This is a genomic window from Helicobacter ibis, assembly GCF_027859255.1.
Classification (GTDB): domain Bacteria; phylum Campylobacterota; class Campylobacteria; order Campylobacterales; family Helicobacteraceae; genus Helicobacter_D; species Helicobacter_D ibis.
In genome coordinates this window covers 432,289-446,052 of sequence record NZ_JAQHXR010000002.1, presented here as the reverse complement: position 1 = coordinate 446,052, position 13,764 = coordinate 432,289, and the positions used below count along the sequence as shown (strand labels likewise).

Here is a 13,764-nt window from a genome sequence, read left to right as displayed (position 1 = left end):
CTATTTGCTTTAATCCTGTTTGAATAATTTCTTTAAATAAGGATTGAAAATGTTAAGATCTCTATGGGCAGGTGTTAGTGGTATGCAAGGACACCAAATTGCATTGGATATAGAATCAAATAATATAGCAAATGTGAATACAAATGGTTTTAAGTATTCTCGTGCAGAGTTTGCTACAATGATTTCACAGACAAAGCGTTCAGCTACTTCTCCTTATGGTGGATATGGTGGAGTAAATGATCTTTCAGTAGGACTTGGAACTGGAATTGAAACTACCACAAAGATATTTTCTCAAGGTAGTTTGCAAAATACAGATAGAAGATCAGACTTGGCACTTAGTGGTCAGGGCATGTTTGTTTTAAGTAATAATGGTGGGTATTCAAATGTATATACTAGAGATGGTGCATTTGGATTTGACGCAAAGGGTAATTTTGTAAATAGTAGTGGTTTTATTGTTCAAGGGTGGGTTAGAGATTTATCGCAATTAGACAATAATTGTGGTATAGCAGATAGAGATGTGGTAGATACAAGTAGGCCAGCAGGTAATATAACAATCGATCCAAGACTTACAATTCCAGCAAAAGCAACAACACAAGTAGTGGGTAATATAAATCTAACAAATGGTAATAAAACTCAATACACAACATGTCCTAGCCCATTAGATTCAACTGCTGCAAACAACTATATAGCAGGTGGTTTGGATAGACTTTATGATTCTAAAGATGTGCAACATGAAGTTGCACAGGATTTAGGGGTAATGTTTAATGAAAATGGTGATGCTATGAGATTGCAAGCAGGTCAAGGCATATGGGTTAGCTATCAAACTGCTGAAACAGAACCTTTGCATATTGCTTCTGGTGCAGTTGGTGCATCATCTATAACTATTAATGGTCAAGAAATCACATGGCAAAATGATAGTGCAACTTCAGGCTCTAGCACACTTCTAGCAGCACAAGTAGCTATAAATCAACTAAAAGATAAAACAGGTGTAGAAGCAGTTATTAGACAAAATGCACAAGGTAAAGATACTTTAGTTTTAATAAATCCAAATCAACTAGATGGTGATGCATCTAAGAAAAATATTAGAGTTACTGGTATGAGCGGTGCTGTACAAGGATTTGAAACTGATAGTGCTGGTGCAAATGGACTTACGCAAACAACACGAGTTACAACGGCATATCTTTATAAATACACAAACCAAACTGATGCAGATTCTAACTCAAAGCTATTTAGGACAACAGAGGATTTAAGAGCATTAATAATGCAAGATGCAAATATAGTTAAGAATTTTGGTGGAGATAGTGGTGCTGCTACAAATGCAATTAGAGGAGGTCAATTCCAGGATTCTAACTGGTCAGTAAATGTAACTATGAATGCTAATGGTCAATTCCAAATTACAAATAAGCATGATGGAATAAAAGCAAGTGATAGCACTGCAGCTGGAATTCCTGGTATAAATAGGGCAGATGCACCACAATTTGATAATTTAAATATCTTTGTATCTGCATTTAATGATGCATTAACTACTACAAATGTATTGTTTAAAAATGCTATGAAAGGTATGAATACAGGGGTTCTAGCTGAAGGTGGTAGTTCTACTACTACCGGTGGATTTAGACTTGCCAATTATGCACAAAGTGTTAAGATCTATGATAGTTTAGGAAATCCACATGAATTTACCATGGAGTTTAAGAAAATAGGTGGAAATGAGTGGAGCTTTAGACTAATAGTTCCAGAACCAGCTGAAATAGTAGGGGCACCAGTTCAAAGACCAAATATATTTGAAGGTGGTAGTGTAACATTTGGACCAAATGGTGAGCTATTAGGATTTAACCCATCTACGATAGAGTTTAAGCCAAACAATGGTGCTGCATTCCCGCAAAGCATAGATTTAGCATTTGGTAAGGGAGGTGGCTTTGATGGACTTACAAGCACAGGCTTAGATTCATCTGCTACAAATGTAAATGGCGATGGTTATCCATCAGGTCAGCTAAAAGATTATTCATTCAACTCTGCTGGGGTATTAGTAGGACACTTCAATAATGGTGTAAATTTAGCCTTGGCACAAGTTGCAGTTGCTACATTTGCCAACTACGAGGGTCTGCAAGAAGCAGGAAGCAATATCTATACAGAATCTGCAAACTCTGGAAGAGCTACAATAGGAACTCCTGGAAGTGGTGGTAGAGCAGATGTAGAAGCCTCAAAGTTAGAGATGAGTAACTCTGACCTTAGCCGTGGTCTAACTCAACTAATCGTGGTTCAAAGAGGATTCCAAGCAAGTTCTAAGTCGATTACTACTTCAGATCAGATTTTAAACACTCTTCTAGGGTTAAAACAATAATTAAAAGGAGCTTGTCTCCTTTTTATCTTCTTTATTTTCTTTTGCTACTTTCTTTTGATAAAATTACAAAAATCCATAATTAAGGTTATTAATGCTTCGTTTTGCACCAAGTCCAACAGGTGATATGCACATAGGTAATTTAAGGGCTGCTATTTTTAATTATATAATTGCTTTACAAAAAAAAGATACATTTCTTTTAAGAATCGAAGATACAGATATTGAGCGAAACATAGAGGGTAAGGAAAAAGACATTATGTTCTTGCTAACACTATTTGGCATAAAATGGGATAAGTTTATTTTTCAAAGTGAAAATTTCCCTAAACATAGGCAATTAGCAGAATATCTGATATCTAAAAATAAGGCTTTTTATTGTTATTGCACTAAAGGGTTTTTGGATAAAAAAAGAGAGGAAGCAAAGGAGCAAAAGAGGGCTTTTAGGTATGATGATTCTTGGGCGGAATTGGAAAAAGATACAAATAAAAATCCAGTAATACGACTTAGAGGTGCTAGTAGTGATATAAGCTTTAAAGATAGCATAAAAGGTGAGCTAACATTTAAAAATGATGAAATTGATAGCTTTGTGATTATTAAAGAAAATGGGATTCCTACTTATAATTTTGCATGTGCCATTGATGATATGCTTTTTGATATTGATTGCATAATTAGAGGTGAAGATCATGTAAGTAATACACCAAAGCAGATTCTAGTTCATAGAGGTTTGGATTATAACAAAGATATAGAATTTGCACATCTGCCTATAATCTTAAATGATGAGGGTAAAAAAATGAGTAAAAGAGATAGTGCCTCAAGTGTGCAATGGTTGCTTGATAGCGGGTATTTGCCTCAAGCAATACTAAACTATCTCGTGCTTTTAGGAAATAAGACACCATGCGAGGTATTTACACTAAAAGAATGCGTAGAATGGTTTAGATTAGAAAATGTAGCAAAAGCACCAGCCAAGTTTGATATTAATAAGCTGAAATTTTTAAATAGAGAGCATTTTAAGTTATTAAATGAGCAGGATTTAGCAGTATTGCTTGGTTATAAGGATTCTAGTATTGGAGCGTTAGCTAAGATATATTTACAAGAAGCAAGCACCCTAAATGAGCTAAGGGATAAAATAGATAGAATCTTTGCTAAAAAATCACTAATAATACAAGATGAATTTAAAGCAGAATTTGGTGATGAGGTTGTGATTTTGCAACAAGAGATTCTATCCTTAGAAAATGTAGAAAAGTTAAGTTATGATGAGTTTAAGGATATATTGATAAAAGCTACGAATCTAAAGGGCAAAAAATTCTTTAAACCTTTGAGATTCTTGTTAAGTGGGAGTGATCATGGACCAGAGATTTGCGATTTATTTGCTGTTGTTAAGTATTATTTAAAAGATATAGTTAGAAGCTAAAGGAGTAAAAATGGTTTTAAGCACATTAATAGACGCTATTGCACAAATTTTAAGCATGATTATTAATATATATGTGTGGATTGTTATTATTTCTGCATTTGTGTCTTGGTTTAGAGTTGATCCATACAATCCCATTGTGCAGATTTTATATAAGCTAACAGAGCCAGTTTATGCGATGCTTAGAAGGTTTGTGCCAACTACTATTTCAAATGTAGATATAGCACCTATTATCGTAATTTTGGTTTTGAAGTTCATTGATTTATTTTTAGTTAGGCTTTTATTCCAGCTTTCAAGTAGTTTTTAAGGATTATGTATGAAAAAAATATTGCTTGTTTTTTTTATTTTTGTTGGTTTTGTAGCCGCAAAAGATATAACGCTAGATTATTTAAAGTCGCAACCTACTGGAATCTCTAGGGACTTTTATATTTGGCTATTTTTGCAACAAGATATAAAACCTAAAGAGGCTAAAGAAGCTTATGATTTAGCTTATAAAAAGAATGCAAAATTATTTGGTCTTTTGTATAAAAAGGGAGATAATAAAACCCTATCAAGAAAAACAATTTGTCAAAGAATGGAACTATCAAAACTAATAAAACAAGATTCAAACTGCATAGCATCTGCATTAACGCTAAAGAATGCTGAAAAGCTAGATAAAAACACTCTAATATCACTATCAAAAAAGATAAAAGAACAAAATAAAACTCTATCAAGGAATCTAGCAATAATGGCATCCACCAATCCATTTGGTGAGTTAATAAAAGGAAGTGCAGCAAATTTTGGCAATTTTTATTTTGGTGTTAGTGCAAAATATAGAGCTAAATTAAATAAAGAGATTCCAACTGCTACTTTGATTAAATATATACACAGCAAAAATACCACATTTTTTAGAGCCATGAAACACGCAATAATCAATCAATCGTATATAAATTTACATGCTTCGTTTTTGAATTTAAAGGTTAGCGATGTAGCAAAATTTTTAGATAGTGAAGATTTATTTTATTTGGGGTTAAATGCGATTAAATATGGAGATAATAAAGATGCATTAGAATATTTTATGCTTTCAAGCAAGAGTGCAAAATATAAGATAAATAAAAATAGGGCACTATTTTGGAGCTATATGGCAAGTAAAGATATGAAATATTTACAGGAATTAAGTTTGTCTGATTCTGTAGATATATATACTATTGCAAGTTTGGAATTAACTGGAATGAAGCCAAGCTATGAGATACATTATGATGTAAGCACAAATGATACTAAAGCTTCATGGGATATTACAGATCCATTTAAGTGGGTTAGTATAAGAGATTCTAAAAATAAGCAAAAATCAATACAAGCAGTAAACCATAGCAATACAAAAGCTCATTATCTATGGCTAAATAAGCAAAAAGGTATAGAATATTTTCTAATGCCTTATAAAGATGTGTTTGGAAAATACTCTAGCGATAAACAAGCTTTGTTGTATGCACTTGGGAGACAAGAGAGCTTGTTTATACCAACTGCAATTTCAACTTCATATGCCTTAGGGCTTATGCAACTTATGCCATTTAATGTAGTTGCGATTTCAAAAGAGCTTAATGAAAGTGATAAGATAGGATATTTAGATATGTTTAATCCTGCGATTAATGTTAGATATGCAGAGTATTTTACTCGTCCATTAATAAGAGAGTTTAATAATCATCCATTGTTTATTTCATATGCTTATAATGGTGGTCCTGGTTTTACTAGGAGATTCTTGGCAAATAATGATGTCTTTAAAAAATCAAATCCACTAGATCCATGGTATAGCTTAGAGGTTATCCCTTATGAGGAAACTAGGCTTTATGGAAAGAAAGTTTTAGCAAACTATATTATCTACCAAAAAGCATTTGGCAAGGAATTAAAGGTAAATGATATTTTAAAGGAAACTCTTAGATGAATGAAAATAAAAGATGCTATAAAAGATATAAAAGAGAACATACATGCTAAAGAAGTGGAGTTAGCAAAACTAAAAAGTGAATTATTTGAGTATGAAAATATATTAGATAACCTTAATAAATCAGACGCAGCAAAAATTGATTCTAAAAAATTTCTGAATGATGAAGAGTATGAAGTTTTATCATCTTTAGTTCGTGTTTTAGATACAAGCAAGTGTTTGGTTGCTCCTCAAGTTAGTATGAGTTCTTTTTTGAAGTCAAAAGTAGATGATTGGTATTTGTATAATAAATTTTATGTTGATTTTTTAGTGTATGAGAAGAAAAATAGGAATCCATTGTTTGTTTTAGAATATTTTGGTGGTGGTCATTTTGGCACAAATAAACTAAGGGTGCAAATGAGAGATGAGGTAAAAAAGAAATACTTCAAAGCGCAAATATACCACTAGTTATAATACATGAAAAAGGTGATATAGCTAAGATAGTTACAGGTAATTTAAAAAATCTAGCTACTTTTATAAAGCAATAAAGAAGTTATTCTTCTTGCTTTTTATCTCCTTTTGAAAGAGTTCTTATATAAGATTCTTTATAGAATTTCTCAGGGATTTTCATCCAGTTTTTTGCTTCTTCTTTTACTACTTCAAGTGTAGCGTCCATTCCGCCTGCAAGGGAGAAAAGCCAAAATTTATGTGCATAAAGCCAATCAATTTGTTTGACTTGTTTTTCTATTAGATTATTTACAGGTCTTACTATTATTTTTGCAAATTCTAATTCTTGATGAACTATGTATGATTGCACCGCATCGGAGAATGCCTTTATAAATAAATCATCTTGGAAATATAGCTTTATATCATCAATTTCATCTAGAATCTTTTCTAGTTTTGTCCAATTGATTTTTTCTAGTTTGTTTTCTTTGTTTAGTTTTTCTAATTCTTCTGTCATTTTGACTACTTTTAGGAATGTTTTTTCTACACTTTTTTTCTTTTTGTAGCCGAATTCTAGGAATTCTTTGACTTTAGATTCAATTTGTTTTGTGTTTTCTTTTATTTTTTCTTTTGTTGGAGATTGTAATTTTATTTGCTTCTTTTTATCCTTTGTAACCAAACTTAATGAATCTCTAAAAGATAGTTCTCTTGTGCCATGGATTCTAGCTCCACCTTCAGTTGAGTTTATCACATCTAGCGGATATGGTGTATCTGCAATATCTTTTTCAAAGAAGTTTAAAAACATCTTCCACACAGAAGTCGTCTCTACATATCCATCACCACCATATGCTTCTATTAGAATCTTATCTCCTATGTTTTCTTTTTGTTTGTATTGAGATTCTTTTTCGCCAAAGATTGCGTCTTTTGAGTGAGTTTTACCATCTATTGAGAATGATAAATCTTGTCCTATAAATATACATCTCTCAAATCTGCTTAAAACAACTATTTCATAAGCCATATTTGCAGCACTCATACCAATCCCAGCATATCCATATTCTTTTAATTCAAAGAATCTTGTGTATCCAAATGGTCTCATGCTAAAGCTTTTTATACCATTGCTTATAGAGTTTGTCGTGTCTTCATGCACTATGCTTGTAATGGCAAAAATCACATTTTCTTGTGCTTCTTTTGGTGTTTGTTTGTAGAACTCTGCTGTCTCTTTTACCCTCTCTAGTGTTGTTACTATATCAGGCTTTATCCCATGCTTGACTAAAATAGGAAAAGACGCATCAACGCTAATTATTGTTACATAATCTTGATATTCTTTTAGAAGTTCTAGTTGCTTATATAAAGAAGGTCCAGTTGATACTATTATTGCAGTATTTGTATTTTTTGCATTCTTTATAAGCTCTAGTAGTGATGGAGTTTCTATCATCTTTGGCATGTTTGCTATATGGTGCTTGATACCTATTAGAGAATCTGTAGAATCATTCCCAACAGCTACTACATGGTGTTCTAAGCTACGAGTTAGAATGGTGTTTATAAAGAGGCATTCTTGAGAGTATCTACCATAGTAGTTATTGTAAATATGAAGATTATAGATTCTAGAATAAATCCATTGTCCCTCTTTTACTAAATATTGATCTAGTTCGCCAAAAGATGAAGTTTTAGTCCAAAAAATTAGTAATCTTTCGTCTAAAATATCTTGTTCAAAATCCGCAAAATTTAAAGCTATGTATATTAGTTCTAATTCAGGCTCGAATATAAAAAGTTTTTTTAATGATTTATTCTGCAATAAAAGCTTAAAAAAGATACCATTACCTATACCAAAAAAATAAAAAAATGGATAGAGTTTTAAGGATTCAAACTCTACTATTTTGTTTTGCACTTCATCTAATGGCTCATTTTGAAATAGTGCTACTTGATCTTCTTTGTCATATATATTGATATTTAGTGGATCTTCACCAATAAAAACTTCATATTTTTTGTTTGGTTGCAATAGTCTTAATTGTCCTGCTAGTAGAGGATTTTTTTTAGCCAATGCACTTAGATTCTTTTCTAATCTTGGGTTTGTTATTTCTGAATTAGACATATTTCTTCCTTGAATTTTGCGTTATGTAGATAACTAGAAGCCAAAGGCTAATAGTTATTGCAATAGTTTTAAGATGTTGTTTTGCACTTGGTTTGCTTGTGCCATTGCAAAGCTACCAGATTGTGCTAAGATATTAGTCTTAGAGAAGTTTGCTGATTCTTCTGCAAAGTCTGTATCTCTAATTTGAGATTCTGCTGATTTTACATTTACTTGAGTAACAGTTATATTGTTAATTGTTGCTACAAGTTGTTGTTGCACAGAACCTAAGTCTGCTCTAATTCTATCTAAGTGTTCTTGTGCACTTTGTGCCATATCCATAACTGCCATAGCACCTTCTAGGCTAGTTACGCCAGCACCAATACCATTTTTATTTACAAATCCAACTGCTACATTTGCATTTGCACCGATTGCAGATGCTACATTTGAATCAAACTCACCATTTACACTTCTTAGATTTACAGTGTATTGTGCTAAACCAGAACCTTGTTGGATATTAGCAGCACCAGAGTGAAGACCTATTGTTGAGAAGTTTGTTCCAGATACTAAAATATCTCTCGCATTAAGCCTAATTAGTGTTAGTCTACCAATAATTGCATGGGCTGTTCCAGATATACCAATGAAAGATCCTGTATCTACTACAGGTGCACCAGCACTATTTACGCCATTTAAAACCTCTTCGCCATCATCTACTTGCACAGAAATTGCCCTACCATCAACGCTTGTTAGTTGCAATGCACCAGAGATACTCAAAGATGCTTGAACACCGGTTCTTTCTTTTTGTGCATTAATTGCATTTATTAGTCTTCCGTCCATATCATTTTTTTGGACATCATTTATGTCGCCTATTTTGATACCATTTATAACAAGTCCCCTAACAGTTCCACTAGCAATTGCTCCACCACCTTGACCCATAACATTCCAAGTAGCTCTAACGCCTAGTTGATCTGAGTTTTTATTGATTGCTTCTGATAATGCTCCAAGACCAGTTCCAGCAGAAGTAGAAATCTTTACAGATTCTATTGCATAATTATTTGTTCCATCTGTATTTAAGAATTTTAGTGTAACTTCACCGAGTGAGCCAGCACCACCACTAACTGCCATTTCAGCACTTGTTTCATATCTAACATGTCCTATTTTGTGAGAGTTTGTAGGTTGAATTGAAGCTTTAACCGTTGTGTTTGAGTAAGCACCAATTTGGAATTCTTTGTTTGTAAAAGCACCTGATAGCATTTGTTGTCCATTAAAGCTTGTAGTATTTGCTATATTATCAAGCTCCTCCATAAGTCTTAGAATATCACTTTGAAGTGCATTTCTTGTAGTTGTTGTTTGACCATCTTGAGCTGCTTGAGTAGCCTTAGTCTTAATTGTATCTAGAATCTTTATTTGCTCATCCATAGCTTTATCGGCAGTTTGTATCATACCGATTGCATCATTTGCATTTCTAGTAGCTTGACCTAGTGCTGCTGCTTGAGATCTTAAGCTATCAGCAATTGCCATACCAGAAGCATCGTCTGCTGCTTTATTAATTCTCAAACCAGAACTTAATTTTTCTAGCGACTCTGCCATATTTCTGTTATTTACAAGACCAGAAGTATGTGCATTTAACGCATTGACATTTGTGTAAATCCTATAACTCATTATGCATCCTTTGCAATTTAAATTTTCAAATCTGATATAAGCAAGTAATGTTCCAATTTGAAAAATTTTAGGTTAATTTTTTTGTAAAGTTATAGAGTAAGTAGTGTATATATCTCTGTTAATTAGACTTTCTTTTGTATTTTTATTTATATTTATGATTTGAAATTCATTAAATATTTCAAAAATATTCTCATCATTAAAATAAAATTCTATAGGATTGAAATTTTTATTATCAATGTTATATTTTATTTTGTGTGATATATCTCCAATCAAAGTAAAAAAGCAGTATTTTTTAGTAACTCTTTTTATTTCTCTTAGTATGTTAGGTAGGTTAGCTATTGGTATGCAATTTAAAACTCCCAAACTAATACTAAAATCAAAAAAATTATCACGAAACTTTATATTTTTTCCGTCATATATTTCAAAGATAGCTTTTATATTTAATTGTTCTGAAAGTTTTTTTGCTTTATCTATTGCTTGTTTAGATATATCTATACCATGGCTTTCTATATCAAACTCACTTAAAAACAGGGTTTGTCTTCCTATTCCACAACCAAAATCTAGTGCTCGTATATTTAAAGTCGAGATATTAGAGGTGGGGGGGGGGGGTGGATTTGTAGTGTTATTGTATATATTTTTGAATTGTCCAATATCAACTTGCTTTTTTATAAAAGTGTTTAAGAATCTAATGAGCTCTTCATTGGGATATAGGTTATGATTATATCCATTTTTATAACTTAAGTCCCAATTGTTCTTCATCATGCTTAACCTCGATTTATAATTTTTTACCAGAGTATCTGATTTTTTTTTAAATTGAGTTTAAATTTAAAGCAAAAATATACATGTGTGGTTAGTAATTTTGAAATCTTAAATATTATTTATGATATGTTGGTGGATTCAGAAATATTTTGTTGATTTGTCTATATTTTTATTTAATCAATATATTGAAACAAGATATATTTGGTTATGATTTTGCGTTTTTATTGTTTAAGGAGCACTGATGAAAATTATAAAAATTAATAAAAAGGTAGTATCTAGTGATTTATGTATCTTAAGAGGATACATTAAAGCAAGAAGTTAATATTAAATATGCACGAAGCTTCTATTTTATAAGATAATATGAAATTTCAAATTTGTCAAAACTTACAATTTTTAAAAGATAATGATTTCGATATAAAATGCCAACTTACTATTCAGCATGAAATTGAACTCTATAAAGAAGCATTGGATTTTATGTTTGAAGTGTCCAAATTTAGAGATGATTTTTATGTTGATTTATATAATCCAAGCAATAAATATTGGGAACAAAATGAATTTAACAATATCCCAAACAAAAGACATAGTTGCGGATTTATCAGTTCTAGTTTATATGTTTTGCCAGATGGAAGTGTAACTAAATGTGAATTTCAAAGAGGTATGTTGGCTAGTAGGGATGTAACTCTACTTAGTTTTGGGAATATATATAGCCAAACGATAGAAAATATTTGGAATAGTAGTTTGCATAGGGATATATGCACACGGTATAAAATCGGAGATAATAAAGAAGGTATGCTTGATGTATGCAAGATATGTAAATCATCTTGGTGGAATGAAGTGTATTAAATTTAGCTATAATCTTTCCTAAAATTTTTTGGGAAAGATGTTAATGGAATTGCAAGAAGAAGAAATAATAAAGAGGCTACAAGAATCACAGAGTAAAAAAGATCTAAATAATGTATGTATGTTGCTAAGAGCTTTTGGCAAGGGTTGGCAGGAGAACTTAGAAACGCCATTAAAAGAACAAATAGCACAACTATTGCAAGATAAATCTTATGAGATAATTTTTAAAGGTGGTGATGTACCAGATAGGACTATTTTATGGGCTTATGGTATTTTTGATTGTGCGAGAGACGATGAGCGGTTTTTAAGTTATGTTGATTTTTGCAAACCTTATATTAGAGATACTTCTTTATCTTATTATGAAAGATTGTTATTTATTGACTATGCAAGTGTCGCTATTATGCTTAGTGGAGATAGAGAAGGGGCTGTTAAATTTTTCTTAGAAAACATAATGTTTTTAACTTTAAATGATTATTATATTGCTGATTTGAATGATTTTGTTCTTACATTTTTGTATTACTATTATATACCTATTGAGTGGATTTTGGAGATTCAAAGGAAGAATCTAAGTGATGAAGTGTATTTTAGCCTTGATAATACAACAAGGAGAAGTATATTTTTATGGTCTATGCACTGCTTTTGGAACACTAGACATTATTTTAATAATTTAAAATGGAGAGACAATTATCCTGTGTGGCTTGAAGTTTTGAGGGGCCTGTTAGAAAGAAATGAACTTGATGAGGCCATGTATGTGGAATTTTATATTTATCATAAATTTGGTAATTCAGCTCAAATAGATGAAGATTGGGAGGAGTATAATGCAAGTGTAGTAAAGTTGGTGGAACCGTATTTCGTAGAATATGGTAAAAAACTTCCAAAATGCAAAGACGACATATGTATAGAAGAAAATAGAAAAATCAAAATAGGAATATTAGAGGATAGAATTGTTGGTAATTCACCGTATAAAGTTGAGTATTCCTTATATAAAGCATTAATGGGTAGCGATGAGTTTGTTAGTAAATATGAATTGGTAGTATACTCTATGTCCTACATACAAAAAAGTGCTGATGGTAAAGTAGAAATAGAATCTATACGAGACTTGGGTGTAAAAGTGGTAAGTTTGTCTGATATATTGCTTAAAGAGGGTTATTATTATTCTCATTTAAATAAAGCTTTGACAATTAGAAATTATATATTCCAAGATGGTATTGATATTTTAATTTCAACAGGCACTATAGATTGTTCTGATTTTTTATTCTGCACTAGAAGTGCTCCGAGACAGATATATTGGTCTCATGGAAATGGTTCGTATGATATATTTGGAATAGATGATAGAATAAGTCACTTTAATCCACGTAGCAAGGAATTTAAATTTGAGCAATTTTTTATACCTATGGATAGAGATAAATTCTACAATCCCCAAATTGATGAAAGTCTAATAATAAAAGAAAAAGCAAAATATCCTATAAAAAACGATACCGTTGTGCTTGGTGTTATTGGTAGGCTTGTAAAAGTTGATAGTGAAGAGTATTTGGAAACTATAGCAAAGATTCTAAAAGAAAATCAAAATACTATTTTCATTGCTGCTGGAAATGGAAATGAACCTGATATTAGAAAAAAGGTTGAAGCATTAGGAGTTAGTGATAGATTTTTTATGCCCGGCTTTGTTAATCCTCATGTATATGGACATATAATTGATATATTCTGTAATACATTCCCTTTGGATCAAGGTGAGAGTTTTTCTGAGTTTTTAGCAAAAAGGGGTGCATTTTTGAATTTGCTAAATAGAGAATGCACATTTAGTGGAAAGTTAAGAGAATTAAAACTTGGTAAAAAAGTATTAGTATATTGTGATAACTTAGAAGAGTTTAAGCCAAATGTTTGCGGGTTTGATGAATTTATAAAGACGGATTGTATTTTTGTTACAAACAAGAAATTAAAAGTGTGTGATGATATAAGAGATAGAGTGTATGTGGCTGATATTAGCAATGAAGATATGGAACTTTTGGGTGATTATAAGATTCATGTAGTGGGTGATTGTTTTGAGCATTTAGGTGGGAATTTTGTCTGCGAAAAAGAGCTTATATGGTGTGTATATCACGCAAAGAATCTTAGATGGTGGAAAGAAATGGCAGATAATATACAAGAATATTATATAGATGGTAGTTATATTGGTTGGTGTTGCAGTGCGTTTAGTAAGGAGCAATATATAAAAAAGGCAAAATTTTTAATAGAAAACAAAAAGGCAAGAGATAAACTTGGGGAATTTTATGGAAAACATGGAGTGTTGCAAACAAACAAATTCCAGCAAGAATTAATTAAAAAATTCACACAAATAATTAGAGGCTAGAATT

Annotated in this window: 10 protein-coding genes; 7 read left to right on the top strand and 3 right to left on the bottom strand. The window is 31.6% G+C overall.

The features are described from left to right. The first annotated feature begins 49 nt into the window (after positions 1–49). The 5 genes from flgE (at position 50) to PF021_RS05600 (ending at position 6,105) form a co-directional block, all read left to right on the top strand. A complete protein-coding gene (gene flgE / locus PF021_RS05620; protein ID WP_271021457.1) occupies positions 50–2,341 on the top strand; it encodes a flagellar hook protein FlgE in 2,292 nt (763 codons plus the stop codon). Positions 2,342–2,432: 91 nt separating this feature from the next. Then, entirely contained in the window at positions 2,433–3,746 is a 1,314-nt protein-coding gene (gltX, locus tag PF021_RS05615) for a glutamate--tRNA ligase (RefSeq protein ID WP_271021456.1), read from the top strand. Between the two features lie 10 nt (positions 3,747–3,756). Continuing rightward, positions 3,757–4,050: a YggT family protein gene (locus tag PF021_RS05610; protein WP_271021455.1), complete on the top strand. Its 294-nt coding sequence runs from the start codon at positions 3,757–3,759 to the stop codon at positions 4,048–4,050. Between the two features lie 9 nt (positions 4,051–4,059). After that, positions 4,060–5,661 carry a lytic transglycosylase domain-containing protein gene (locus PF021_RS05605; protein ID WP_271021454.1) on the top strand — a complete coding sequence of 534 codons (1,602 nt, stop codon included), beginning with the start codon at positions 4,060–4,062 and terminating at the stop codon, positions 5,659–5,661. Beyond that, complete coding sequence (locus PF021_RS05600; RefSeq protein WP_271021453.1) at positions 5,662–6,105, top strand: DUF2726 domain-containing protein; 444 nt, start codon at positions 5,662–5,664, stop codon at positions 6,103–6,105. 85 nt (positions 6,106–6,190) lie between these two features. On the opposite strand, the gene PF021_RS05595 is transcribed toward PF021_RS05600, so the two are convergent. The 3 genes from PF021_RS05595 to PF021_RS05585 form a co-directional block, all read right to left on the bottom strand. Next, positions 6,191–8,173, bottom strand: coding sequence for a motility associated factor glycosyltransferase family protein (locus tag PF021_RS05595; protein ID WP_271021452.1), 1,983 nt, complete (start codon positions 8,171–8,173; stop codon positions 6,191–6,193). Positions 8,174–8,227: 54 nt separating this feature from the next. Then, positions 8,228–9,811, bottom strand: coding sequence for a flagellin B (locus PF021_RS05590; RefSeq protein WP_271021451.1), 1,584 nt, complete (start codon positions 9,809–9,811; stop codon positions 8,228–8,230). Between the two features lie 72 nt (positions 9,812–9,883). Next, positions 9,884–10,573, bottom strand: a complete 690-nt coding sequence (locus PF021_RS05585; protein WP_271021450.1) for a class I SAM-dependent methyltransferase — start codon at positions 10,571–10,573, stop codon at positions 9,884–9,886. A 357-nt stretch (positions 10,574–10,930) separates the two neighbouring features. Between PF021_RS05585 and PF021_RS05580 the strand changes: the two genes are divergently transcribed. Both PF021_RS05580 and PF021_RS05575 read left to right on the top strand, forming a co-directional pair. Beyond that, positions 10,931–11,413 (top strand): SPASM domain-containing protein, encoded by a 483-nt coding sequence (locus PF021_RS05580; protein WP_271021449.1) that lies wholly within the window; start codon positions 10,931–10,933, stop codon positions 11,411–11,413. Positions 11,414–11,456: 43 nt separating this feature from the next. After that, positions 11,457–13,760, top strand: a complete 2,304-nt coding sequence (locus PF021_RS05575; RefSeq protein ID WP_271021447.1) for a glycosyltransferase family protein — start codon at positions 11,457–11,459, stop codon at positions 13,758–13,760. The last annotated feature ends 4 nt before the right edge of the window (positions 13,761–13,764 follow it).

Bases quoted from the DNA above. Each gene is read 5' to 3' on its own strand.
- flgE (WP_271021457.1), top strand. From the start codon at position 50: ATGTTAAGATCTCTATGGGCAGGTGTTAGTGGTATGCAAGGACACCAA.
- gltX (WP_271021456.1), top strand. From the start codon at position 2,433: ATGCTTCGTTTTGCACCAAGTCCAACAGGTGATATGCACATAGGTAAT.
- PF021_RS05610 (WP_271021455.1), top strand. From the start codon at position 3,757: ATGGTTTTAAGCACATTAATAGACGCTATTGCACAAATTTTAAGCATG.
- PF021_RS05605 (WP_271021454.1), top strand. From the start codon at position 4,060: ATGAAAAAAATATTGCTTGTTTTTTTTATTTTTGTTGGTTTTGTAGCC.
- PF021_RS05600 (WP_271021453.1), top strand. From the start codon at position 5,662: ATGAAAATAAAAGATGCTATAAAAGATATAAAAGAGAACATACATGCT.
- PF021_RS05595 (WP_271021452.1), bottom strand. From the start codon at position 8,173: ATGTCTAATTCAGAAATAACAAACCCAAGATTAGAAAAGAATCTAAGT.
- PF021_RS05590 (WP_271021451.1), bottom strand. From the start codon at position 9,811: ATGAGTTATAGGATTTACACAAATGTCAATGCGTTAAATGCACATACT.
- PF021_RS05585 (WP_271021450.1), bottom strand. From the start codon at position 10,573: ATGATGAAGAACAATTGGGACTTAAGTTATAAAAATGGATATAATCAT.
- PF021_RS05580 (WP_271021449.1), top strand. From the start codon at position 10,931: ATGAAATTTCAAATTTGTCAAAACTTACAATTTTTAAAAGATAATGAT.
- PF021_RS05575 (WP_271021447.1), top strand. From the start codon at position 11,457: ATGGAATTGCAAGAAGAAGAAATAATAAAGAGGCTACAAGAATCACAG.